The organism is Enterococcus sp. MSG3290 (assembly GCF_050555565.1).
Taxonomy (GTDB): Bacteria; Bacillota; Bacilli; order Lactobacillales; family Enterococcaceae; genus Enterococcus_B; species Enterococcus_B faecium.
In genome coordinates this window covers 876,057-901,113 of sequence record NZ_CP187862.1, presented here as the reverse complement: position 1 = coordinate 901,113, position 25,057 = coordinate 876,057, and the positions used below count along the sequence as shown (strand labels likewise).

23 protein-coding genes and 1 riboswitch are annotated in these 25,057 nt (G+C 38.7%); of the genes, 4 read left to right on the top strand and 19 right to left on the bottom strand.

Annotated elements, in window-relative coordinates; all coding sequences use genetic code 11:
* Nucleotides 1-9 precede the first annotated feature (9 nt).
* The 15 genes from IGL31_RS04180 to IGL31_RS04110 form a co-directional block, all read right to left on the bottom strand.
* Nucleotides 10-450, bottom strand: coding sequence for a CopY/TcrY family copper transport repressor (locus tag IGL31_RS04180; protein ID WP_002294855.1), 441 nt, complete (start codon nucleotides 448-450; stop codon nucleotides 10-12).
* Between the two features lie 73 nt (nucleotides 451-523).
* Nucleotides 524-1,063, bottom strand: a complete 540-nt coding sequence (locus IGL31_RS04175) for a hypothetical protein (protein ID WP_002303087.1) — start codon at nucleotides 1,061-1,063, stop codon at nucleotides 524-526.
* Nucleotides 1,064-1,678: 615 nt separating this feature from the next.
* On the bottom strand, nucleotides 1,679-3,145 hold the full coding sequence (locus IGL31_RS04170) for an APC family permease (RefSeq protein ID WP_002288779.1): 1,467 nt from the start codon (nucleotides 3,143-3,145) through the stop codon (nucleotides 1,679-1,681).
* 310 nt (nucleotides 3,146-3,455) lie between these two features.
* A complete protein-coding gene (locus tag IGL31_RS04165; protein WP_086299785.1) occupies nucleotides 3,456-5,537 on the bottom strand; it encodes a heavy metal translocating P-type ATPase in 2,082 nt (693 codons plus the stop codon).
* Nucleotides 5,538-5,678: 141 nt separating this feature from the next.
* Nucleotides 5,679-5,801: a hypothetical protein gene (locus IGL31_RS04160; protein WP_016853036.1), complete on the bottom strand. Its 123-nt coding sequence runs from the start codon at nucleotides 5,799-5,801 to the stop codon at nucleotides 5,679-5,681.
* 259 nt (nucleotides 5,802-6,060) lie between these two features.
* Nucleotides 6,061-6,420: a YccF domain-containing protein gene (locus tag IGL31_RS04155; protein ID WP_002288776.1), complete on the bottom strand. Its 360-nt coding sequence runs from the start codon at nucleotides 6,418-6,420 to the stop codon at nucleotides 6,061-6,063.
* A 29-nt stretch (nucleotides 6,421-6,449) separates the two neighbouring features.
* The gene (locus IGL31_RS04150) at nucleotides 6,450-6,791 is read right to left on the bottom strand and encodes a hypothetical protein (RefSeq protein ID WP_002340853.1); all 342 of its coding nucleotides are present in this window, start codon (nucleotides 6,789-6,791) and stop codon (nucleotides 6,450-6,452) included.
* The gene (locus IGL31_RS04145) at nucleotides 6,788-7,462 is read right to left on the bottom strand and encodes an SGNH/GDSL hydrolase family protein (protein WP_002299532.1); all 675 of its coding nucleotides are present in this window, start codon (nucleotides 7,460-7,462) and stop codon (nucleotides 6,788-6,790) included. The genes IGL31_RS04150 and IGL31_RS04145 overlap by 4 nt, the downstream gene beginning before the upstream one ends.
* A gap of 1,299 nt (nucleotides 7,463-8,761) precedes the next feature.
* Nucleotides 8,762-10,060, bottom strand: a complete 1,299-nt coding sequence (gene asnS, locus IGL31_RS04140; RefSeq protein ID WP_002288767.1) for an asparagine--tRNA ligase — start codon at nucleotides 10,058-10,060, stop codon at nucleotides 8,762-8,764.
* Nucleotides 10,061-10,099: 39 nt separating this feature from the next.
* Nucleotides 10,100-11,290 (bottom strand): pyridoxal phosphate-dependent aminotransferase, encoded by a 1,191-nt coding sequence (locus IGL31_RS04135; RefSeq protein ID WP_002305679.1) that lies wholly within the window; start codon nucleotides 11,288-11,290, stop codon nucleotides 10,100-10,102.
* Between the two features lie 20 nt (nucleotides 11,291-11,310).
* Nucleotides 11,311-11,838, bottom strand: a complete 528-nt coding sequence (locus IGL31_RS04130; RefSeq protein WP_002348809.1) for a DUF5590 domain-containing protein — start codon at nucleotides 11,836-11,838, stop codon at nucleotides 11,311-11,313.
* Between the two features lie 46 nt (nucleotides 11,839-11,884).
* On the bottom strand, nucleotides 11,885-14,674 hold the full coding sequence (locus IGL31_RS04125; RefSeq protein WP_086299787.1) for a helicase C-terminal domain-containing protein: 2,790 nt from the start codon (nucleotides 14,672-14,674) through the stop codon (nucleotides 11,885-11,887).
* 146 nt (nucleotides 14,675-14,820) lie between these two features.
* Nucleotides 14,821-15,021, bottom strand: a complete 201-nt coding sequence (locus IGL31_RS04120; protein ID WP_002288762.1) for a cold-shock protein — start codon at nucleotides 15,019-15,021, stop codon at nucleotides 14,821-14,823.
* Nucleotides 15,022-15,472: 451 nt separating this feature from the next.
* A complete protein-coding gene (locus IGL31_RS04115; RefSeq protein ID WP_002323868.1) occupies nucleotides 15,473-15,793 on the bottom strand; it encodes a hypothetical protein in 321 nt (106 codons plus the stop codon).
* Between the two features lie 502 nt (nucleotides 15,794-16,295).
* Nucleotides 16,296-17,414 (bottom strand): hypothetical protein, encoded by a 1,119-nt coding sequence (locus IGL31_RS04110; protein ID WP_002294874.1) that lies wholly within the window; start codon nucleotides 17,412-17,414, stop codon nucleotides 16,296-16,298.
* 232 nt (nucleotides 17,415-17,646) lie between these two features.
* Between IGL31_RS04110 and IGL31_RS04105 the strand changes: the two genes are divergently transcribed.
* The 3 genes from IGL31_RS04105 (at nucleotide 17,647) to IGL31_RS04095 (ending at nucleotide 20,510) form a co-directional block, all read left to right on the top strand.
* The gene (locus IGL31_RS04105; protein ID WP_002296297.1) at nucleotides 17,647-17,769 is read left to right on the top strand and encodes a hypothetical protein; all 123 of its coding nucleotides are present in this window, start codon (nucleotides 17,647-17,649) and stop codon (nucleotides 17,767-17,769) included.
* Nucleotides 17,770-17,884: 115 nt separating this feature from the next.
* Nucleotides 17,885-19,192 carry a serine hydrolase gene (locus tag IGL31_RS04100; RefSeq protein WP_002302201.1) on the top strand — a complete coding sequence of 436 codons (1,308 nt, stop codon included), beginning with the start codon at nucleotides 17,885-17,887 and terminating at the stop codon, nucleotides 19,190-19,192.
* 118 nt (nucleotides 19,193-19,310) lie between these two features.
* A complete protein-coding gene (locus tag IGL31_RS04095) occupies nucleotides 19,311-20,510 on the top strand; it encodes a YdcF family protein (protein ID WP_002302199.1) in 1,200 nt (399 codons plus the stop codon).
* 26 nt (nucleotides 20,511-20,536) lie between these two features.
* Here the strand turns inward: IGL31_RS04095 and IGL31_RS04090 are convergent, their stop codons facing one another.
* The 4 genes from IGL31_RS04090 to IGL31_RS04075 all read right to left on the bottom strand — a co-directional run bounded on the left by IGL31_RS04090 (nucleotide 20,537) and on the right by IGL31_RS04075 (nucleotide 24,413).
* Nucleotides 20,537-21,805 carry a voltage-gated chloride channel family protein gene (locus tag IGL31_RS04090; RefSeq protein WP_002306246.1) on the bottom strand — a complete coding sequence of 423 codons (1,269 nt, stop codon included), beginning with the start codon at nucleotides 21,803-21,805 and terminating at the stop codon, nucleotides 20,537-20,539.
* A 54-nt stretch (nucleotides 21,806-21,859) separates the two neighbouring features.
* Nucleotides 21,860-21,926: riboswitch (Fluoride riboswitch) on the bottom strand.
* A 41-nt stretch (nucleotides 21,927-21,967) separates the two neighbouring features.
* Nucleotides 21,968-22,615 (bottom strand): FusB/FusC family EF-G-binding protein, encoded by a 648-nt coding sequence (locus IGL31_RS04085; protein ID WP_002323864.1) that lies wholly within the window; start codon nucleotides 22,613-22,615, stop codon nucleotides 21,968-21,970.
* A 407-nt stretch (nucleotides 22,616-23,022) separates the two neighbouring features.
* Nucleotides 23,023-23,526: an HD domain-containing protein gene (locus IGL31_RS04080; RefSeq protein ID WP_002289559.1), complete on the bottom strand. Its 504-nt coding sequence runs from the start codon at nucleotides 23,524-23,526 to the stop codon at nucleotides 23,023-23,025.
* Nucleotides 23,527-23,648: 122 nt separating this feature from the next.
* Nucleotides 23,649-24,413, bottom strand: a complete 765-nt coding sequence (locus tag IGL31_RS04075; protein ID WP_002327792.1) for a TrmH family RNA methyltransferase — start codon at nucleotides 24,411-24,413, stop codon at nucleotides 23,649-23,651.
* Nucleotides 24,414-24,520: 107 nt separating this feature from the next.
* Between IGL31_RS04075 and IGL31_RS04070 the strand changes: the two genes are divergently transcribed.
* Nucleotides 24,521-24,796: an acylphosphatase gene (locus IGL31_RS04070; RefSeq protein ID WP_002289551.1), complete on the top strand. Its 276-nt coding sequence runs from the start codon at nucleotides 24,521-24,523 to the stop codon at nucleotides 24,794-24,796.
* The last annotated feature ends 261 nt before the right edge of the window (nucleotides 24,797-25,057 follow it).

The following is a 25,057-nucleotide window of genomic DNA, read 5'->3' as shown; positions in this document are numbered from 1 at the left end:
TTCTTCCTCCTATTGATGTTGTTTACATTCACATTGACCTGGGATACAGTTACATTCGATCGTATCTACTGGTTGCTTTTGTTCCAGTTGTTTCAAAATCTCATTGATATCTTCTTGAGTCAAAGTGGCTTCTTCTACTAGATCCGCAATCGTCTCTCCAATCCTTTTTGCACAGATATGGGAAAAAAGATTTTCCGTCGCACTGCGAACTGTTTCCATCTCCGAGACAGCTGGATGATAAATGAATTTTTTTCCTTCTTGTTCTGTCCAGATCACTTCTTTTTTTACCAAACGTCCCAGCAAAGTTTTGATCGTTGCTGGTTTCCAATCCATCGAATCAGCTAAGATCTGCGTGATTTCTTGGGCTGTCGTCTGTCCAAGTGTCCAAATAACACGCATGATCTCCCACTCTGAATCACTGATTTTTACTGGCGTTTTGACTTTTTCCATTTATTTCACACCTTTCGTTTACAAATGTAATCATTAACTTATGAATACAGATTACACTTGTAAACAAAAACTGTCAATTATTTTTGCTCTCTATTTTCAATTTAGTTAAAAATTCTTGTTTCTCTCGTCTTGTTTTAAGGATGATCAGTTTATTTCTTGCATTAGCTACTTGGATCAGCTGCTGTATTTTTGGTTCATTGTTTTCTTCAAAATGCCAGATAAAAGATAAAAATTCTAAGTATTCCCTGTTTAGTTTCTCCGAAAATGATTCAGGCATATCTGGCCGAGATTTTTTGTTTATCTTTCTTTTTAGAGAACGCCAAACTACTCGGTAGATGGCGAGATAACGCGGCACTTTAAGCCAAATGATCTTATCTGCTTCTTTAATCCTTTCCTCTAACGTAGAAGTATAATTTCCTTCAACGATCCATGACGGATTAGATACCATAAACGATTGCTGTTCTTGCAAAAACCACTTTTTTGCCTGAATACTGTAGTCTGTTGTATGCCATAAAAGGTCTAGCGGCAGTAGCGGAAAGCCGGTGATTTCTTTGATATTCCTTGCGAGGGTCGATTTTCCCGACCCACTTTGTCCAATCACGATGATCTTCATTCTTCTCCCTCACTTCTCTTTGGAATTTGGTTCGATCATACCACTTATAACGCCGCAAAAAAACAAGGGACTGTGACAAAAGTCGTGTCAAAGTCCCTTGTTTCGAATAAATGGTGTTCAATCAGCTGCCCTTCAGCATTAGCTCAAAAAACGGCAAAATATGAGAAGCTATTTTTCCGTTTTGTTTCTCTAATACTCAGGTCAAACCGCTGATTTCACAACCTCTTCCTTAAACGGTGTTCTCCTGCCAACACCTCGGTCACAAGTCACAATAGTCAACAAACATGAGAAGTTGTTTTTTGAAATTGCTCCTTGTGACTCGGAGTTAAACGGCAGGCTCACTACCTCTTTCTTAAACGGTGTTCAAAAGCTTGCCTCTGCGGTAATAAGTCCAGCCAAACGAAAAATATGAGGGGCTATTTTTGTTTGGCTGTTCTTATTACTTGATGCAGGACAGCTTTTTCACAACCTCTGATTCACGGTGTTCCAGAAGTAGCTTCTTCGAAAAACAAGCCGAAACTTCACAAAAACTTGAGAAGCAATTTTCGTAAATTCCTTCTTATTTCTTGAAGCTGACCACTTCTGTCACAACCTCTTGTAACAAGTATTTCTATTTTAAGGCTGAACCACTGTTTCTGGTTCAGTGATTTCTTTGTTTTTGTCTCGACGAGCAATTGCTGGCAAGATCATACCTAATAAGATCAAGACGATTGGTGTGATGATATTCGTAAATAATTGGAACCACCATGCTTTAGGATCAGCAGTATAATCTACTTTTGGCACCATTCCTAGGATACATGCAAACGCAGTGAAGGCAAAGCACCAAGCACCAAAGATAAAACCGATTTTTGGATTTTTAACAAATTTATATTCAGAATTGAATTTCTTATAAGCTTTATTCAACATCATATATGCCAAGAACACCCATAGGTAACGCATTGGCATGACAACTGAGTTCAAGTTCGTCAACCATTTTACTAATTCATTCATATCTTTGATACCAAAGATCGGCAACAAAATAATGATTCCTACTAGTATACCTGTCAGAAGATAACCATTCACCAATGTACCTTTACGATTACGTTTACGTAGCCAGTTTGGTACAAATTCTGGATCCGCATCTGCTAACAAGATTTTTAGTGGTGCATCAATTGAAAAGGCTAATGCGGAGATTTGTCCAATCATGTTTGTCAATGCGTAAATGATCATCAATGAGTTACCGATACCATAGTAATTACCTAAAATTTGAAAAGCACTGTATGCCCCATTTGCCATCAAGTCTTTAGGAATATTATCGCTAGCAAACAGCATACCCATTGCGACTGAGCCTAATACAGCACAAATCCCTACCATTGCTGCTAAGAAGATCATCCCTTTAGGAAATTCCTTTGCAGGATTTCTTGTAGAGTTGACATAAGGGGATATTTTTTCCGCTCCTCCAACTGCAAATACTAGCATCGAAACGGTTGTGAAATAACTGAAATCAAATGTTGGAATATATGTTTTCACTTGATTCATATGTGGTGTGGCAAATTCCATCGTTGGATTGATGAACGGTGCCGTTACAGCTAAAAGAATAAATAAGATCGACATGACGAACATCGCTGTTCCGGCCAGTCCGCCAATCACTTTCAAAGTAGAAAGTCCTTTTGTTGATAAATATAAAAAGGCAAGAAATATAATAAGTGAAATAACTGCTACCATTTGTACTGACATCGTATTTACGATATTTCCATTTCCTTGGACTGCCCAACCACCAGCAATCAGAATTGCTTGAGGCTTTTGTGCCAAATAAGGAATATGGACGACCCAGTAAGTCCAAGCGGCATAGTATGCCAGTCGTTTATTAGATGTCGTATTTTCGACCCATGAACTGACGCCTCCTTTACTATCCTTGAAGGCTGATCCTAATTGTCCAACGATCAATGCGTATGGAATAAAATAAATGGCCAAAATCAATAGCCAAGAGGTGACAACTGATACTCCTTGCTGAGCATAGTTATTAACTACATTCCCCATGCCCCAAACCATGTTAAATGCAATTAACGCAACAGTAAACCAGCGTAATTGTTTGTTGTTCATTCGTTCTCTCCTTTATGATAAAAATTTGTTATCCAGATGTAATCATATTCAATTTTTAACAAACTTACAAGACAGTGTTATTTTATGTGTGTATTCTTTTATTTAATACACATCGTTTTTTCATATTTTTTCCATCAAAAAAATAAGTTATTTTCTTTCATTTCATTGACCTTATTGAATTTCAAGCTATTTTGAATTTTCTGTAAAATTAAAAACATTAGTTATTTTATAATCCTATCTATTTTCTTTACATTTTTCATTAAGAAAAGGATATAAAAAAAAGAGGACGTTCATTCGTCCTCTTCATTGATCAACGTTTATTTTTTACATGCAAGCTTCGCATGGCATTCAAAACAGCTAATACTGTCACCCCAACATCTGCAAATACTGCATCTCCCATTGATGCAAAACCAAAAGCACCTAAGGAAAGTACCAAAATTTTTATCCCAATAGCAAAGACAATGTTCTGTTTGACGATTTTCAATGTTTTCTTTGCTAAATGGATTGCTTCTGCAATCTTCGATGGTTGATCATTCATGATGACTACATCTGCTGCTTCAATTGCAGCATCGCTTCCCAATCCACCCATTGCGATTCCTACATCTGCTCTTGCTAGCACCGGTGCATCGTTGATTCCATCTCCGACAAATGCGGTCTTTTTATTGTTACTTTGTAAGATTTCCTCTAACCGCTGCACTTTATCTTCTGGAAGCAATTCGCTATATATCTTGTCCACGCCTACTTGCTTCCCGATATGATCAGCAATTTTTTTCGAGTCGCCCGTCAACATGACTGTGTTCTTCACACCAGCCTGTTTTAATTGAACCAATGCGTCTACGGCATCTTCTTTCAAGGTATCTGCAATAACAAGATAACCACTGTAACTTTGATCGATCGCTAGATAAAGCAATGTACCGATTTCTTGACTTGAAGGAAAAGAGATTTCAAATCTTTCCATCAATTTGTGATTACCTGCTAATACTTGTTTGCCATCAACTTCAGCTAAGATCCCTTCACCTGCAAATTCTTGGATATTAGCTGTTGGTAAAAGCGGACCTGCGTAGCCTTCTAAAACAGATTGAGCAATCGGATGTGTAGAAAACTGTTCTGCACTCGCAACATATTGCATGAATATCTTTGGATCGATTTTTGTATCGATCGTCTGGATCGAAAAGTCACCTTTCGTTAATGTGCCGGTTTTATCGAATACCACTGTCTCAGTTTGTGCAAGCAACTCCAAGTAATTTGAACCTTTTACTAATACACCGATTTTACTTGCTCCTCCGATACCGCCAAAGAAACTAAGTGGCACGGAAATCACTAATGCACATGGACATGAGATCACTAAAAATGTCAATGCTCGATAGATCCATTCAGAAAACGCCGCTCCAGAAACAACAAGTGGAGGTAAAACAGCTAATAAAACGGCCAATCCTACAACGATTGGTGTGTAATAGCGCGCGAATTTAGTAATGAAATTTTCAGCTGGTGCTTTTTTACTGCTGGCATTTTCTACTAATTCTAATAATTTGCTGATAGTAGAATTTTCATAAGATTTTTCTACTTGAACTAAAAATGGTTTATTTTTATTGATAAATCCGCTTAATACTGTTTCACCAACATATACAGATTTAGGGACTGATTCTCCTGTAAGTGCTGACGTATCGACTAATGATTCTCCTTCGATGATCGTTCCATCTAACGGTACACGTTCACCAGGCTTCACAAGTACAAACTGACCGATCTGCACGTCTTCAGGGTTCACGGTCATCAATCCTTCCGTCGTCTGCACGTGAGCTGTTTCTGGACGGATCGCCATCAATTCGCGAATCGATTTTCTTGAATGACTGACTGCCAATCCTTGGAAATACTCGCCGATTTGATAAAATAGCATCACTGCTACGGCTTCTGGATATTCACCGATCAACATAGCGCCAATCGTAGCAACAGACATAAGAAAATTTTCATCAAAGATTTTTCCTTTGACGATATTCATCACTGCCTTCTTCACTACATCATATCCTATCAGCAGATAAATCAATAAATACCCTATCAAGCGAATTGGTTCATTAAAATCAAATAATAGCAATAAAGCGATACCTGCAAGGGAAAATAAAATCCGGAACAGCGTATTTCTCTCTTTTTCATTTCCATGTTCAGATACTTTTTCCTTATCTATTTCTGTTACTTTGACATCTGGTTCTAATTCCTTCACTACTTTTTTTGTTTCTTGTTCAATCGTAGCCAAATGATCTTCCTCTGCGTCAATCGTTAGTTTTCCAGAAGTGAAGTTTACCGTTGCTTCCTTGACTCCATTGATCTTCTGAACTCCTTTTTCGATTTTCATTGCACAGTTCGCACAATCTAAACCTTCTAATCTGTAACTTTTCATTTTAATGACCTCCTCGCCTCAACATATGAATATCTCTTCATAACTAATTATAAATGAATGGTTATTCATATGTCAAGGTATCCGAAAGAAAAAATGAAAAACATCTGCATCGGAAAATTTCTTCCATACAGATGTTTTGGCTTATTCTTTCTTTTTCTCTTCGATCATTGCCACTGCTCTTATCCAACCCGCACTTGCCTTCTTGATCTTGATAGGATAGCAACTAAGTTTGAAGCCTGTTGCTGGCAATTTGTCTAAATTCATTAATTTTTCGATAGGACAATATCTTTTTTCAATCCCTGCAAAATGTCCTTCCCAGATATTCGAAGCTCCACTAAGCTTTCAAAAATATAGAAAGAGTTCTTTAATGAAAATTATTTCAACTTTCCATAAACAGTAACCCCATATAAATAAAAGACGTAAAAGTCACATGGAAGAACTTATACAGAAAAACGCATAGAGTCAGGTGAAATACATGTATCCCACCTGACTCTATGCGTTATCTAACCTTTATTATTCTCTTTTATACAATTTCTGCACCGAATGGCATCAACGCCAATCGAGCAAGTTTGAAAGATTGCTTGGCAAAAGGTATCCCTATGATCGTGATACATAGAAGGATGCCGCTGACGACATGTGCGAGAGCAATTGGTAGGCCTGAAACGATCAGCCAGATGATATTAACAATCAATGACATGCCAGACTGGTGATAAATTACTTCTTTGCCAAAAGGCGCAAAAGAAAGGGAGGCGATCTTAAAACATTGCATACCGATTGGGATACCTATGATCGTGATACACCAAAGTATCCCCGCTGCTAACCAGCTAAGACCACCGATTAGTCCGCCGAATATAAACCAGATGACATTTCCTAAACAACTCATTGTATTTCTCCTTCTATTACTGTTTTTGATTAAAACTGGGCAAAAAATGATTTTATTCTTCTTTTTTTAGCTTCCAGCATCAAATATTCTGCAAATTTTTTTTGGATTTCTTCCGTATTTTCTTTTGTTACTAATGTGTGTTGGATTAGTTTTCCTGATGGTCGCTGATCCAATCGTTCTTCTGACTGTTGCACGTCCGCTTGCGCAAAACCGATAATCCGTTTTTCTTTTGTTACAGCAACGAGCAATAGTTTATTCTTATCATTTAGGTCAGCTGCCGTTTTTGCTTTTACGAATGATTCTGGATGATCAGTAATCAGCTGATTGATTTGAGGTAGATCTTCTTTTACTGCCCACCGTATTTCCATCATTTTTCACTTTTCTTTCGCTCATTTTTATCTCCACTAAAAAAATCGACTGCGGCAATTGCATCTATCCAGCTTTGTGCAATGATCTCATGTCCGCCAATCGTTGGGTGGACCCCATCTTCTCTTGTATATTTCGAAAAACCATAAGCAATCCCTAAAGCATTGAATATGCCATCTAAAGGAACCAGCAATGCGCCATATTCCTTAGCAAGTTTACGAACAATTTGTATTTTAGGGTCTAAGTCTTTACGCCAGCCATGACGGTCGTCGGTTATAGGAAGTACAAACGGCTCCATCAAGATGATGTTGCAGATTCCCGCTTTTTGAAGTTCATTTAGTAATTTTCGATAAACGGATTCAAATTGCTGAGCAGATTTCTCAGTTCCGAATATAGCCTGATCGCTAGTATTATGCCAGGTATCATTGATTCCGATCAAAATCGATACATAGTCAGGTTGTAAAGCTAAACAATCTTCTTGCCAACGTACTTGCAGATCTGCAATTTTGTCTCCTCCTATCCCACGGTTCATGCATTCAAATTCCATCGTTGGATATTGGGAGATTAGTTTTCCGGCAATCAAAAGTGGATAACCTTTACCTAGATCAGTTGCTTCTGCTCGGTCTCTTCCTGCGTCTGTAATGCTATCACCGATAAATAATATACGTTTTTTCATTTGTCAAAAACTCCTTTTTGAATAAAACGATGATTTTCTTCCTTATATTATCCCATAAGCCCTATCAAGACGAAAGAGAAAATATATGTATAAAAAATGACACCAGCCTAGTCCCTTCAAACAATTGAATGAACGCTCATCAAGTGTCTAGTTTTTTATGCTATTTTTTTCTTAACGTGCCGGATTCCCCTTGATTCCTTCGTTGTTTGGTCCAGAGAGATCGATCATACCCAAGCTTCCGTCAATCAGACCACTGATGACGCCATCAAAACATATATTTATAGGCTCATCTAAGACTTCTAGTAAATGTCCCTTTACTAATATCTCTTCTAGATTGCTTGGGATAGATTGGTCATAACTTTATCTGGTCCGATGATTTCAAGGGTGAATTGAACTTACATATGGATTATTGCATGCTGAAAATACGGACCTACTCCATCTTCGAATGTTACTATTAGTTTGTTTTCAGGTGCTAGATGCTGCTTTATTTCAACAGCAGAAGCATCATCAAATCAGATTTCCATTTGAATTACCTTCTTTGTAAATGTTTGATTGATTGCGGTTTCGTTATAGAACCTTGTGAATCAAATAGCAATTTCTTTTGCTTTCTTCTCTTGTCTGCTGGAAACTTCCTTTATCCCGTATTTTAAAAAAAGAACTGCGAGAGTTCGCAGTTCTTTTTTAGAATAAACGGTGCTCTCCGGCCAACTCCTCGGTCACAAGTCACAATAGTCATCAAACATGAAAAACTGTTTTTTGAAATTACTCCTTGTGACTCGGAGCTGAACGGCAGGCGCACAACCTCTTGATATAAACGGTGTTCAATCAGCTGACCCTCGATATTAGCTAAAAAAACGGTAAAATATGAGAAGCTATTTTTCCGTTTTGTTTCTCTAATACTCAGGTCAAGGCACTGATTTCACAACCTCTTCCTTAAACGGTGTTCAAAAGCCAGTTTCTCGGTATTAAGCCAAATTTATGCAAAAATGTGGAAAGCCATTTTCACAAAATTTTTCTTAATACTCGAAACTAAACAGCTTTTTCACAACCTCTCCACTAAACGGTGTTCAAAAGCCAGTTTCTCGGTATTAAGCCAAATTTATGCAAAAATGTGGAAAGCCATTTTCACAAAGTTTTTCTTAATACTCGAAACTAAACAGCTTTTTCACAACCTCTCCACTAAACGGTATTCAAAAGCTTACATCTGCGGTAATAAGTCCCGCCAATTCAAAAACATGAACAGCTGTTTTTGCTTGGCTGTTCTAATTACTTGATGCAGAACAGCTTTTTCATCACCTCTTATGGATAAATTCGGTTCAACAAACGTGGGAATGGAATAGCTTCACGTACATGGTCGATACCAGCAATCCAAGTGACTGTTCGTTCAAGGCCTAGACCAAAACCAGAGTGCGGAACAGAACCGTATTTACGTAGATCAAGATACCATGAATATTCTTTTTCATCCAAACCGTGATTACGGATTTGTTCTAGCAAGAAATCATAGTCTGTTGCCCGTTCGCTTCCGCCAATAATTTCACCGTAACCTTCTGGTGCGATCATATCTGCACAAATTACCACGTCTTCTCTTGTTGGATGTGGTTTCATGTAGAATGGCTTGATGGCTTTTGGATAGTTTAGGATAAAGACAGGCTGTTCGAATGAATTCGCAATGAACGTTTCATGAGGTGAACCAAAGTCTTCGCCCCATTCGATGTCATCAAATCCATTTTTCTTCAGTAATTCGATTGCATCATCGTAAGTAATACGAGGGAATGGCAATTTTGTATAAGTTTTTAAGACTTCTTTGTCTCGTCCTAGTACATCTAATGCGTATTCGCAATGATCTAAAACATTTTGTACTAAGAATGCTACATATTGTTCCTGTACTTCTAAACTTTCTTCTTGATGAGTGAAAGCCATTTCTGGTTCGATCATCCAGAATTCGATCAAATGACGTCGTGTTTTTGATTTTTCAGCACGGAAAGTCGGACCGAATGAAAAGACTTTTCCGAAAGCCATAGCAGCAGCTTCCATGTATAATTGGCCACTTTGAGATAAATAAGCTTTTTGATCAAAGTAATTTGTTTCGAATAGATCCGTAGTGCCTTCTGGTGCAGAACCAGTCAAGATCGGCGGATCAATTTTGACAAAATGATGTTGATTAAAGAATTCATACGTTGCACGAATGATTTCATTTCTGATCTGCATAATCGCATGTTGTCTTGAAGAACGCAGCCATAAATGACGATGATCCATCAAGAAGTCTGTTCCGTGTTCTTTTGGTGTGATCGGATAATCGTGGCTCTCGCTTACCACTTCCACATTTGTAATTCCGATTTCATAACCAAATTTTGAACGACTGTCTTCACGGATTTCTCCAGTTACTAACACGGATGTTTCTTGGTGTAGATTTTTAGCTGTTTGGAAAACTTCTTCCGACACTTCGCTCTTTACAACTACACCTTGGAAAAAGGCTGTTCCGTCTCTTAATTGTAAAAATGCGATTTTTCCGCTTGATCGCTTATTTGCGACCCAAGCGCCGATTGTTACTGTTTCTCCCACATGGTTTTTCGAATCGATGATTTGAATTTGTTCCACGTATGACTCTCCTTTTATATTCCTTGAATTTCTTCAGGATTAATTTTGACTTTTACTCTCAATAAATTGCTTGATTCTGCGTACCGCTTCTTCTAACGTAGCGCGATCAGTAGCATAACTCATGCGGACATTTTCTGGTGCCCCAAAGCCTTCGCCAGTCACAAGCGCTACCCCTGTTTCTTCTAAAAGATCTTCTACCCATTGTGTGACATTTTCATATTTACACATGCGTAGCGTTTCTTTTACATTAGGAAAAAGATAAAAAGCTCCTTGTGGCTTTTCAAGAGAAACACCCGGCAGTTCTGCCACAAGCGGATATAACGTATTCAGGCGTTCTTCAAAGGCGTTCCGCATTTCTTCCACTGTATCTTGCTCGCCTTTCAATGCTTCAACAGCTGCATATTGACTGACTGCTGTCGGATTACTGGTTGACTGGGAAGCAACAGCAATCATTCCATTGATGATCTCAGAATTCCCCACCGCATAACCAATGCGCCAGCCTGTCATCGCATACGTTTTAGACACACCATTGATGATGATGGTCTGATTTTTGATTGCTTCTGAAATCGTTGCAATTGGAGTAAACTCATTGCCATTATAAACTAAACGGCCATAAATATCATCAGCAACTATCAAAATATCATTTTTTACTGCCCATTCACCGATTGCCTGCAGTTCATTCTTGCTATAAATCATTCCAGTCGGATTCGATGGAGAATTGATGATTACGGCTTTTGTTTTTTCTGAACGTGCTTGTTCTAGCTGTTCAACAGTAACTTTCCAGCTATTGGATTCTTCCCCTTTCACAAAGACAGGAAGTCCTTCTGCCAGTTTTACTTGCTCACCGTAACTGACCCAGTAAGGCACAGGAATGATGACTTCATCTTGCGGGTCAAGGATCGTTTGGAAAAGGGTATACAAAGCAAATTTCGCTCCGTCTGTTACGACTGTTTGTGAAGGTTCATAGACAAGTCCATAGTTTTTCTTCAGATAATCAACGATTGCCTGTCGAAGCTCTGGGATTCCTGCTGTTGGTGTATAATAGCTAGCTTTCCCGTTGCGGATTGCTTCGATTGCTGCTTCTTGGATGTTTTCTGGTGTCGCAAAATCCGGTTCTCCCACAGTCAAACTCAGCACATCTCTGCCTTTTGCTTTTAATGCCTTGGCCTTTGCCGCAGCTGCCAAAGTGACAGACGGTTCTAATCGTTTTGTTCTTTTTGATAACTCCATCCCATTCATTCCTTTACCTTTTAAATTCCCTTGATTGTCTTGACTTCATCTCCAGATTCAAAGCCAATCAGGTAATAATTCAGTTTCCCATTTGTTTCTTTTCCTACTACTTCCCACACAGGCTGATCATCATACATCCCTAAAGCAGCTTTTTCGATTTGGATTTCAGGATGGGCCGCAGCAATTGTCTGTTTTGCTTCGTTTTCAGTCAGTCCCTTTGTTTGATCCAATACTTTTACTTTTTCACCAGATTTAGGAATGATAACGGCGATTTCTTTTCCTTTATCATTTGTACCTGTCAGTGAAAAGTATGTCTTCTTTCGAGTAAACCAATAAAAATGATCGGCTTCCTCAAGATTTGCATATTTCTTTGCGATTTCTACTGCTTCTTTCTTCGCCTGCACCGCCGGACGACTGGAACGCAAGTAAAAAATCGAGCTGATCACGATGACCGCTAATAAAAATACGATCAAGCCAAGTAACACGCGATTAATCGTTTTTTCCTTTGTCTGTTTTTTCTTCAAGGGTCGTCGCTCCTTTATCTTCATTCCTTTTCATTATAGCAGATTTTAATTATGAAAAAAGACAGCTCCTCTAACTTCCTTCTTCATTTTTCTTTAAGAATTCATGGATGTCCTGATAGATTTCCTCCATAGCTAGCTCTTTGATCGGTACTTTTTTCGGTAATGCATGGATGATCCGTGCACCATATTTTGCAGTGACTAGTCTTCGATCCAAAATAAGCAATACGCCACGATCTGTCTCCGTCCTTATCAAGCGACCTAATGCTTGGCGTAACTTCAAAGCTGCTTTAGGTACGGATTCCTGGTAAAAAGGATTGATCCCCTCTGATTCTAAATAAGCGTTCCTAGCTTTGACCATCGGGCGAAGCGGATTATCGAAGGGTAAACGTGTGACTACAACGATCTGCAAAGCATCTCCAGGCAAATCTACACCTTCCCAAAAGCTGTCAGCGCCAAACAATACGCTTTTTTCTGACAAAATGAAGCGTTTCAAAAGCTTCTCCCGGCTTCCGCCAAACCCTTGAGCTAGTATTTCTCGTCCTTTTTCTAGCATGGACAGATGCATTTTCTGATAGACCTTCTGCAAAACATCATGAGAAGTGAATAACACAAGTATTGGCCGATCTTCTTGTTCGATCAGACCTGTAAGTGCTGTCTCTAAATAATCGATATATGCTTGATTGCTGACTTGATGGACGGCAGGTGCCTCTTTTGGCACATAGATCCTTGCCTGTTTCTCATAATCATAAGGAGAGGCAATCACTTTAAGAGGTGCTGCTTCAATGCCAAGCCTCTTAGAGAGATAGTGTCGATTAGGGCCGATCTTCAGCGTTCCTCCAATATAAAGAATACGATCATATCGAGGATACCAAACAGTCGACGGCAACATAGCCGCTTGAAAATCATGGAGATGAAAAATCATCTGCTGCGCTGTGTTCCCAGGAACGAACCAATGGATCAAATGATCTCGCCAGTCTTCCAGCCATTGATCCATCAGCAAGTACTGCTTGTCTAATTGATCAAATAGGCTATATAAACTTGCTAAATCGATCCGCATCTGGTTTGTCCAGCTTTCTTGGATAATCTCAAAAGTCAGACGCATTTGTGACTGTAGCTGCTGGATCTCCTGATAAAAAAGCTGCAGGTGATCAATGGCTGTCCCAGATTCCAGTGGCAGCTGATCCAACATCTCTTTTGTCATCATGACTTCTTCTGGATACTGTCCGTTAGGTTGCTTGCCGCTCACTAAACTCATTAATCCTTCTGCCATACAAATCTGTGCTTCGCATAGCGCAGAAAGTTCTTCTCGATAAATCGATAACCAGCGTAAGGCTTCATGTTCTTTCGGTAAATAGCTTTGTATTCGGTCAAACAGCTGATTTGGTTCTTCTAATTGCTGGATTTGTTTATGGAAATAGTTAATACTTAATCGTTTGTCATTTACTTTTTCAGCGATTTCCGGCAAATGATGTACTTCATCGATCAACAAAAATGGACTAGCTGGAAGCAATGGTTCTTTTCGCTGTGTTTCTTGTACTAAAAACGCATGATTGACAATCAAAAAATTACTTTGCCTGATTTTCTTTTGCAAGAAACGAACAAAGTCTTGTTCGTAAAATGACTGATTTCTTGCTAAAAATCCAATACCTCTGTGCGCGATATCTGCAAAGAATGAATGGTTCAAATTTGTTAAATGTAATTCATCCAAATCACCGGTCTTCGTTTGCGTCAGCCAAACTAAGACCGCCATTTGATACAAAGCATATTGTTTTTGTTCTGGCGGTTCCACAAGTGTGCCTTTAAATCGCTGCAGGTCAATATAGTGGCGATAGCTTTTGATAATTACAGGTTGTATGGGCTGATCTAGCAATTGATTCAGCAATGGAATGTCTTTTTCTATGATCTGCTGCTGCAAAACTAGCGAAACGGTACTGATGACAGCGGGTTTTTCAGGTGTAGCCAAATAACTCAATGGCAGCAGATAACCGATTGTTTTACCCATTCCTGTAGCTGCTTCGATCATCAAATCTTTTGATTCATCTTTTGTGAAATGGTCGTAGACCGCATTCATCAGTCTGTTCTGTTCTTTTCGATACATCAGTGTTTTACCAAACATTTTTTCTTTTGCTTGTTTTTTTCTTGGATATGTCCGCTCGCCATAATGGACGGATGTGAATAGTTCCACTTCTTTTTTCTGCAAAGCTAGCCCATCGACGATTTCTAATGAGGGATCAAGTGGCTCTGGTTTTTCTTTCATTTCTTCAATCACATGATAAATGAAACGACTCGTATCCATACCTGTGTGTCTACTTAATCGCGCAATCTGCTCTAACGTGATGATTGGCAATTTTCTCATCCGTTCTTCGATCAGCAAAAGAAGTTGACCTGTCACTTCGGCATCACTATCTGCCTGATGAGGATTCTCATGAATAAATCCAAAGCTTTCTGACAAATCAGCTAAGCGAAAGCTTGGTTCCGTCGGCAAGAAAATTTGTGCAAGTTCTACTGTATCGATGCCTGGTATCTTCAAACTAGGAAGTCCGCATCGCATGAGTTCATGGTTCAAAAAATTATAATCAAAATAAATATTATGCGCGACAAATATGGTGTCTGCCAAAAGATTGTAAATCGTTTGGGCGACATCTTCGAAATAAGGCGCTTTTTGGACGCGTTGATTCGTGATCCCTGTTAAATGCTGGATTTGTTTTGAAATCTTCCGCCCTGGATGAATATCGATCGAAAAACGTGAAGTGATCCGACCTGATTCAATCATGACGCAGCCAAATTGGATGATCCGATCTTCTTTTGGATTCGTCCCAGTCGTTTCGATATCAACGACTGCATAAGTTCTTGGTTTCAAAATATCTTCCTCTTCTCCTGCCTCTAATGTTCTTTTGAAATTATACTACAAAGTGCAGAAAAATACTCTCATCGCTTTTTAAAGAAAATAGACAAAAACGCCCAGACACGCAAATGTCTGGGCGTTTATTTTTTAGTATAGGTTAATTAAGCTTTAGTAACGTTTGTTGCTTGAGGTCCGCGTTGGCCTTCTTCAACATCGAAAGTTACTGCTTGGCCTTCTTCTAAAGTTTTGAATCCGTCGCCTTGGATAGCTGAGAAATGAACGAATACATCGTTTCCGTTTTCTGCAGTGATGAATCCAAATCCTTTTTCTGAGTTAAACCATTTTACTGTACCTGTTTCCATAATAAAAATCCTCCTTGTGTATCAACACATATTTTGCAATTACTTGAATGGTGTATATCTGGAAGATGTTTATTTGAAACAAGCTACCACAGATTACCGAACAAAAACTACTCCTATAGTATATCATACCGTTTACAAAAAAGCTAGAGTTTTTCGACTTTTTTTATTAAAAAAAGTTTTCTCAGCGATTACATAAAGTGAAAAACCGAACTTTTTTTAAAATAAACGACATATTGTTCAGTTGGTGTTTTTTTGCTCTGATGTTCTTTTTTAAACTAAAAAAATTATTCTTTCTGACTACTTATCGGTTCTGTTTCAACGGTCGAGGCTGGGGAAGATTCTTTAGTAGGTCTGATGTTCTCATGGTATTTCTGATAGCCTATGACAGTTACCAGAAGAACAAGGCAAACCAATACGATCAACGAGATTAGTTTTTCTTTTTTGCTCATATCTATACCTCATAAATAACAGGATGATGTCCATCATATTTCTGAGTATGAGTAAAAGCAAAAGCTGCAGCTGTAGAATGTAAGAAATGCCAGCAACTTTCATAATCACAGGTCGGACAGTACCAAAAGTAACCAAATCTTGGCTGCAAAGACCGTTCTTCTGTTTCAGGAATCGCAGAATCAAGATCTGTTGTCTGTACATAAACATTTTTGTACAGACGTGTGCCTGTAATAGGAGACCGCTGTGTTTCTTCAGCAAAAACTGGCTGACTTGTTAAACTTAGGGATAGAAACAGCAAACACCATAACAGTCTTTTTTTCATAAAGACCTCCTTATCGATAAGTTTTTCCCAATTAAAATCATATCTCAAGAACGCCCGTTATTCACATTTTGTTCATAAATGATGTTTTTTGTATCATAATCGTCAAAAAGAGGTCGTGACCACGTCACAACCTCTTTTTTAAACGGTGTTCCAGAAGTAGCTTCTTCGGAAATAAGCCGAAATTTCACAAAAATTTGAGAAATAATTTTTGTCAATCTCTTCTTATTTCTTGAAGCTGACCACTTCTGTCACAACCTCTTCCTTAAACGGTGTTCAAAAGCTTGCATCTGCGGTAATAAGCCCACCAAACAAAAAATATGAAGAGCTATTTTTGCTTGCTGTTCTTATTACTTGATGCAGAACAGCTTTTTCACAACCTCTCATACACGGTGTTTAATCAGCTGACCTTCGGTATTAGCTCAAAAAACGGAAAAATATGTGAAACTATTTTTCCGTTTGTTTCTCTAATACTCAGGTCAAAACACTGATTTCACAACCTCTTTTAATAACGAAGAATTGCTGTCAGACTCTTTTCATCTGGCGCATCTTTTTGATCCAAAATAAACACTTTTCCGCCATTAATGATCACATCATCTGCTAATGCATTCAACACTTGACGCCGATCATATTCTGTTTCAGGATCTTCACCGAAACCATCAGCTAAGTTTGACGTAGCGATAAATAAATGTGACACTTTTCCTTCTTTCGCAGCTGGAACGATATCAACTAACTGATCGATGAATTTCTTATCTAAGAGTTTATTGTATTCTTTTGATTCTTGAGCTGCGAGTTCACTTGACAGCTTCTTCGCCCCTTCTTCGATATCTCTAAAGGATAGCTGCGCAGGAGAAGCAGAAATCGCAACGTCTGCACAATAATAGGGATTTTTAGCAATTTTTTTGAACATCGTCTGATTTTCTGGTAGAGCGAATAAATAAATCGGCCATTGTTCTGGATTTTCGAAAGAATCCTTCAAGTACGTATCAACAGCTTGGTAATAGTTGACCCAATCGATCTCTACTTCTTCATCTTTTGGATTTACGCCATGGAAAGTTACTCCATCTCGGGCTCCGCCTCCTCCATTAGAAGAGAAGTTCAAACCGCCACCTGTCAGTTCAGATCCCAATGCAGTAACGACATCAACCGGTGCCCCTTCTGGTAGAGATACTTCTTTTACTTGTTTGTTGCTGACCTCATACAATTTCATGGAGTCGCGGTTCAATCCCAATAAATAATAAGAATAGTTGAACTGCCCATTTTTGATAATAGCCAGTAAATAAGGAAGATCACTTACATAGTATTGATCGTCTACCGGGATACTCAAACGATGGATATAGGTTTGGTCAGCAGTTATAATGACCGCTACACTCGTAGTTGCACTACGCCAAAACGAAGGATCTCCTAACAAATTTTCAATTTTTTCTTGGAACGGGGACCAGTCATGTTCGGAATATTTTTTCTCAAAACGTTTCTTTGCTTCTTTCGCAAAATTTTTGAATTTGATCTGATCTTTTTCCACATCTTGATGGGCGACATGCGTATTCAGCATGATCGTGACGAATGGTCCTTTAGCGCCTTCTGAAGTCAATTGTGACAATAATTCTTTATCCTTTTTTGCCATAAACGTACCCCTCCTAAAAAAATCATTCCTTTGTTTCTATCTAAAGTCTACCACAACACTATTTTTCCATACAATAAAACGTATCTAAAAAAATAAAACGGTTTCTACGGTTTTAAATTTAGCTATTTTTTTAAGTTATCTTCATAATTTCCTCAATTATTTAGCCCCAGTCTTCAACTATTCTTCATGAAATGCTGATAAACTAAGAAAAAGAATAAAAGAGGTGGATCTTATGCATTTGATTATGATTTTCAGTTTATTAAGTATTATCAGTTTATTTGCTTTCAGCGCTTCCCGCTTATTAGATGCGGAAACACAGCCTATTCCTGTAAAAGTACGTAAAAACGACCGCTAAACTTCCATAACGCGCGTTCTTATCCTAAAGTTTTTTCAGAAACATTGAAACTCTCTCCCCTCTCTGATAAAATTTTAATTTGTAGCGAAACAAATTAATTACAAGGAGATCGGATATGTCCATAAAAAAAACACGTCTAGTCCTATTATTGGCTAGTCTCATTCTTTGCCTTGCTTCTTTTCTACCAGCTGTTGCTGTGCAAGCTGAAGATACGTTCAAAGTAAATGCAAAAGCAGCTTTTGCTGTAGATGCGCAAAGCGGTAAGATTCTTTATGATCAAGATGGAGAAAAAACCATGGGGATCGCTTCAATCACAAAAATCATCGGTCTTTACATCGTCCTTGATCAAGTAAAAGAAGGAAAACTATCATGGGATGATAAAGTTTCGATTTCAGATTATGCAGAAAATTTGAGTATCACCCCAGATTTATCGAATGTTCCTTTGCATAAAGAAAACACCTACACTGTCAAAGAATTATTCGACTCTGCAATCATCCAGTCAGCCAATGCTTCAATGGTGGCCTTGGCAGAAAAAATCTCTGGCAGCGAAGCTAAATTCACTGAAAGAATGAAAGAACAATTGAAAGATTGGGGAATCAAAGATGCAACGATCGTTAATGCATCAGGATTGAACAACTCTTATCTTGGCGAAAACCGACCAGAAGGCACTGGAGAAAACGACGAAAATCAAATGTCTGCTCAAGATGTGGCCATCGTTGCCCGCCATTTGATCTTGGATTTCCCAGAAATACTGGATGTATCAAGTACTACGACCCAAATGTTTGGCGAAAATACGCAATCACCAGTGGAAATGGTCAACTGGAACTGGATGCTCCCAGGATTCGTTAATTACAAGGAAGGCGTGGACGGATTAAAAACTGGTACGACTGAGCTTGCAGGTGCTTGTTTCGTTGGTACGATCACTAAAAACGATCAACGGATCATCACTGTCGTATTGAATGCGGACGGCCATGCGGAAAACCCGAGTGCCCGCTTCAATGAAACAGACCGTTTGATGGACTACTGCTATGACAATTGGTCAGAAAAAGAGCTCGGAAAAGCTAACGCAAGTATTCCTAGCCTAAAAACCATTGATGTAAAAGACGGAAAAGAATCAACAGTTCCTGTTGTGCTTAAAAGCCCTGTAAAAGTATGGGTACGAAACGATATGGATACTGGCAAATTAACGATCACGCCAACACTTGACAAGAAGCAAGTCACTGACAACGAGATCCAAGCACCTATGGATAAAGGTACAAAAATCGGTACCGCTACGATCACCTTGGCAGACGATAAATTAGGTTATTTAGAAGACAACAATGCGCCATCGACAGAGATCATTACGGATAAAACAGTGGAAAAAGCGAATATGTTCGTGATTGGCTGGCGACGCGTCGCAGAATTTTTCGGCAACTTGTTTTAATTGAACAATAAGAAAAGCATCTTTCCATCGGAAAGATGTTTTTTTGCTTTTTCTAGTTTAAATAACAGCTTTTTTCATCTATTTTCGTTATACTGTATAAGAAAAAGGAGTTGAATTTATGAATCTAACCAGAGATCTGATCTTTTTAGTTCTCTATCTTATTGGGGTATTCTCTATCGTTTATTGGCGAAAACAGAAGAAGGATCCTTCCTTGTTCTTTTACGGCAGTACGTGGACATTTACGGTAATCTTAACTTATTTTGTCGTGTTGGAAATTTTTTATTCGACCTTTTATTTTTTGATTCCATTGTTGTTCTTTAGTATCTTTGCTTTTTCTTATTTCACAGAAAAACGAAGGCTGCTGAATGGTCTTTTATTCAATGTTTTCCTCATCAGTTTCGGCATCTACTTGTTTGTCTTGCTGTATGAAACGCAAAATATTTTCCTTGGCGGACTGATCGCCTTGATCACGATTCCATTGCTACTTGTCCTTTTATTTGGTATTTATGGATTGATTGTTTTTCTTTTTTGGAACGGGGTCACAGTTTTACGTAGAGAATCGCATTCATTAGCTAATCTTTTAACGTTGATACTAGCCATTTTTCTTACACTGTTTCTTGTTTTTGACTTTTTCTTGTTAAAATATTTGCCGCAATGGATAAATGCTTTGTTTTTCTGCGTTCCCCTGATCTTGATCTATCTATTTATCGTATTCTACAACTTTTTGACTGTCTCATTCTTGTATCAGTTCAACCGGCCTCGATACAATCAAGACTTCATCGTTGTGTTAGGCGCTGGGTTGATCAATGGAGAAACAGTTTCTCCTCTTCTAGCCAAGCGAATCAATAAGGCAATTGCTTTTTATCGGGCTCAAAGCCGTGCTACATTAAATCCGCCCATCTTATTGATGTCTGGTGGGCAAGGAGCAGACGAAAAAGTGCCAGAGGCCATTGCGATGAAACAATATGCCATGGAACAAGGAATTCCTGAAAGAGACATTCTTGTCGAAACCAATTCGACAACCACTTTGGAGAACATGCTCTATTCAAAGGAAATCATGGATCAGCAAATGAAAGGGCCATACCGCGCGATCTTCAGTTCCAACAATTACCACATTTTTAGAGCCGGTCTTTATGCGCGACAAGCCAAATTGAAAGCAAATGGTATTGGTGCAAAAACAGCTTTCTACTACTTGCCTAATGCGTTTTTGAGAGAATACATCGCCATCTTGATGATGAACAAAAAAAGACATATGATCATTTGCGGATTGCTTTTCGCAGGCTCCGCATTCTTATCGCTGATTACTTTACTTTTCTAAAAAAACAAGGTGTGACAAAACATATGTCACACCTTGTTTTTTTCTTTCATTCTCTTAACTATTGGCAAAAAGAGTATCCCTTTTTTGACCGCTACTTGCTGAGCAGAATAAATACCGCTGTTGCCTGAACACATAAAGCTGATCAAGCAGATCATAAAGAAGTATACTGCCGCTTGTGAACCGAACAATTCGATCCCCATCACAAAGCAGGCAATCGGTGTATTTGTCGCACCAGAAAATACTCCGATAAAGCCCAATCCTGCAAGAAAAGGAACAGAAACATGGAGCAAAGGCGCTAGTGCTGCACCAAGCGTTGCACCAATTTCAAACAATGGTGTCACTTCTCCCCCTTGATATCCCGCGCCTAAAGACAAAACTGTGAAGAATAACTTCCCAATAAAATCATAGACATGTGCCTGTCCATTAAATGATTCTTGAAGTAACGGAAGACTCAATCCGAGATAACGTTGTGTTTGCAAAATCAATGCTGCTGCCACAACTACAGCTCCACCTATCGTATTTCGCCAAACAGGATGAGGAATCCATTGTGCATATCGTGCTTTTAAAAAGACGATCGAACGGCTGAATACCCAGCCAATCAAACCAAAAGCAATCCCAGCAACAAAAACTTTGAAGAACAGCAACATACTCCATTCAGGAATCACACCCATTTGGTAATGTAGATGAGAAACACCATAGCTTTCCGTCATGAAATTTGCAAACAGTGCAGCAAAGAAGCTAGGGAAGATCGCTTCTGTTCGGACTTTCCCGATTGCCAACACTTCTAATCCAAATAATGTTCCAGCTAAAGGTGTGCCAAATACAGAACTAAAACCCGCACTGATTCCACTGATAATCAAGATTTCCCGTTCTGATTTATCCAATCGGAACAAACGTGCTGTATTATCTGCTAACGCTCCCCCCATTTGAACTGCTGTTCCTTCACGGCCAACAGATCCCCCAAATAAATGGGTAGTTATGGTTCCAAACAGTGTAAGTGGAATAAGCCGCAACGGGATTTTTTCTTCTCCACCATTTCCTTGATCGATCACTAAGTTGTTTCCACGACTAGAAAGACCGCCGTGATACGCATAGAGATAAGCAAAAAGCGCACCACTAACTGGTAGTAGATAAAGGAGCCAAGGATGTGATAGTCGGATATCTGTCACAACTGTCAGGCTATTTAAGAAAAAAGCAGACAAGCTCCCCATGAATATACCGAGAATCGCTGTGATCACCAGCCACTTCAGCATGTACACTAAAATGCGTACTGGACTCGGTAATTGTTTTTCCATAAAAAATTCCTCCTCAATAAAAAAACGCCTACTAAAGAAAGGGGCTGTCCCCAGACTTTAGTAGGCGTCATTAGCTATCTTTCGTTAGCATTTAAAGGCGAACACCATCACCTATTCACTTCCATTAAAAGATAGCATATTTTTCTGTAAAAAACAATAAAATTATCGTTCTTTCTTTACACGTTCAGCAAATTCATAGAAAGGAGCCAATTTCGTTAACTGTTGATTACATTGGTCACTATCATGACAAATATAATTCCCCTTTTTCGTATACGTGCCATCAGAACCTGCTTTCGTTGTAGAAAGAAAAAGCGAAACATTCGATGTTTTCTGACAGATTGCACAGATTCCCTTATTTATCGTTGGTGATAAAGTACCGCTAATCCCTTTTAATTTTTCATCTTCGTAATAGACCATGAATTTTTTCTGCGTACCTGGATCATTCCAGCCGATGTACGTATGTTCTTGCAAGTCGATTTCATTCCAAGCTGGTTGTTTGAGTTTTTTCACTTTTCGGAATAATTTCTCGATTTGTGGTTTGCTAGGCTGCATAAACGGCTGAACGATTTGCTTCAGCTCCTCCAATGCTCTTTCTGCTTGCGCTTTTGTCAGTTTTACGTCTAAAACTGTCGTTAAAAATGTATCGATTTCTGGCAGTTCGTGATCTAATATGTCTCGAATCTTTTCAGCTGCTAGTGCCTGAACTGTTTGTACCGTTTTTGGATCATTGACAGATGAGTACGCATTTAATAACTGTTCTACTTCTCTTTTTATAAAAAAATATTGGTATGGTTTTATTGTTTGTTCCATGATTTTAAAGTCCTTTCTTCTAACCAAAGTGCATACTTTGTAGAAAAAAGTGATCTTCTGCAAAGTATGTGTTACCTGAAGATCCCGGACTCTTTTAAATAAGATACGTTTTGCATCTTATCATCACCCCCTTTAATGCTTATTATTCTATGTACATGATTCATTCGATAAATAAAAGTAAACCGTATCTTGAACAGATAGTCAACTGCAAACAGAAAAAAGGACTGTGACAAAAGTCGTGTCAAAGTCCCTTGTTTCGAATGAATGGTGTTCAAAAGCTTGCATCTGCGGTAATAAGCCGAAACTTCACAAAAATTTGAGAAGTAATTTTCGTAAATTCCTTCTTATTTCTTGAAGCTGACCACTTCTGTCACAACCTCAATATGGTCTATTATTGGTTTTACCTGTTAAATCGAGGATTCTTTGCCAAAGTAACGTTGCCATCTCTTACGCATACTTGCAGACATGGGCTGAGCCGCTTCTTTGACTGCGCAGTATTTGTCCACGAATGTCACGATATATCCTTCTTTGTACTTAGGCGGTGCGATCGTTGCACCCCACATGTGCTTCAAAATGATATCTCGCTCAAGATCCGACAAATCGGTGATTTTTTCTGCATTCTTTACAGCAATTCTTGGATGGATATACGCATGTGTCCCCTCGTCAAATTTCGTCGTACGCCAATCATAGTAGAACAGATCATGCAAAAGTCCAGCACGCGCTGTTGCTTTAGCATTGCCACCCCATTTTTTTGCGAGCAGATAACTATAGTAAGAAACACTGATGGAATGCTCCAAACGAGTGGAATGAACATGCTGTGTGTAATTCGCTAATTTTTTCACTGCTTCTGTTTCTAAAAGATCTTGTACATAAGACATATATTCTTCGTCTTCACGCCATTTTTCTGTCATAATTATCGATCTGCCACCTTTTTGAATTTCATTTTCTTCTGAAATTGATCTAAGTATACCACCAGTGTTCGGATTATTCTAGTCGCTCTAGATAAAATAGCTAAAGCTTAATAGTTCCTTAATCATAAAGAAAAATGATAAAGAACGATCCCTGCTGCGACTCCGACATTCAATGATTCCGCATTTCCTTTCATTGGGATATATACGTTCTGATCAGTCAAAGACAAGATTTCCTGACTTACTCCCTGACCTTCGTTTCCCATAATTATAGCGAAATCCTCTGTTTTTTCTACTTTGTCTAATGCATGTGCTTCTTCATTTAATTCTGTACCGTACACCGTAAACCCTTTGCCTTTCATTACAGGGATTACATCTGCCAAATCTTTTTGTAACACAGGCAAATGATAATTGCTTCCCTGCATGCTTCGCAGCACCTTTGTACTATAAATATCTGCCGTTCCTTTACCTAATAAAACACCAGCCATACCAAACGCATCTGCCGTACGGATCATCGTTCCCACATTTCCAGGATCCTGTACATTATCTAGTAAAAGCCAGCCTCCTGAAAAATCTGGCGTATCTTCAGATGTTAACGTCATCACTGCTAAGATCCCTTGCGGTGTAGGTAGATCTGACATAGCGGTCATGACCTCATCTGAAACTAGAAAAGTAGAAATCTCTTTGTTTACAGCCAGCCAGTCTCCCCATTCTTTCATACCTCTCTGTGTCACAAAAAGTTCTTTTATTTCTGCATCAGACGACGCAGCTTCTTCGATCAGATGGAACCCTTCCAAAAGATATTCTGCCTTTTCTTCTCTGTATTTCTTTTTATGTAGTTTTTTTAATTCTTTGATTCTTGGATTTTTTGCTGATTGGATCTCTTTCACATTCCTTCACCTCACCTGATTATATCATGGAATAGGTGCTTGAGCTTGTTTCATCCTAAAAAAATCGGTATCATTGATTTATAAAACAGGAAAGAAAGGTGACGAACATGCGCAAAGTTAAAATGAATGTCCAAGGACGTGTCCAGGGCGTGGGATTTCGCTATATGACCAAGATGGTTGCTGATCAGTTAGGCGTGACCGGAACGGTAAAAAACGAAGACGACGGCTCAGTCACAATCGAAGCAATCGGAAATGACGACATCATCCAAAAATTTATCGAAGAAGTCAAGAAGTCTCCGAGCCCAAGTGGACGAGTGCAGTATGTGGATGTCCAAGAAGATCCGATGATTGAGGAACGAAAGAAATTTGATGTGGTGGGATAAGGTTGTGAAAAAGTCGCTTAGTTTTGAGTATTAAGGAAAATTTTGTGAAAATGGCTTTCCACATTTTTGCATAAATTTGACTTAATACCGAGAAACTGACTTTTGAACACCGTCGATAAGGTTGTTTTTGAAGCGCTTTGCCTCGAGTATTAAGGAGAAACATTTTAAAAATAGCTTCTCATATTTTGAAATGTAATGACTTAATACCGAGAAACTGACTTTTGAACACCGTCGATAAGGTTGTTTTTGAGGCACTTTGCC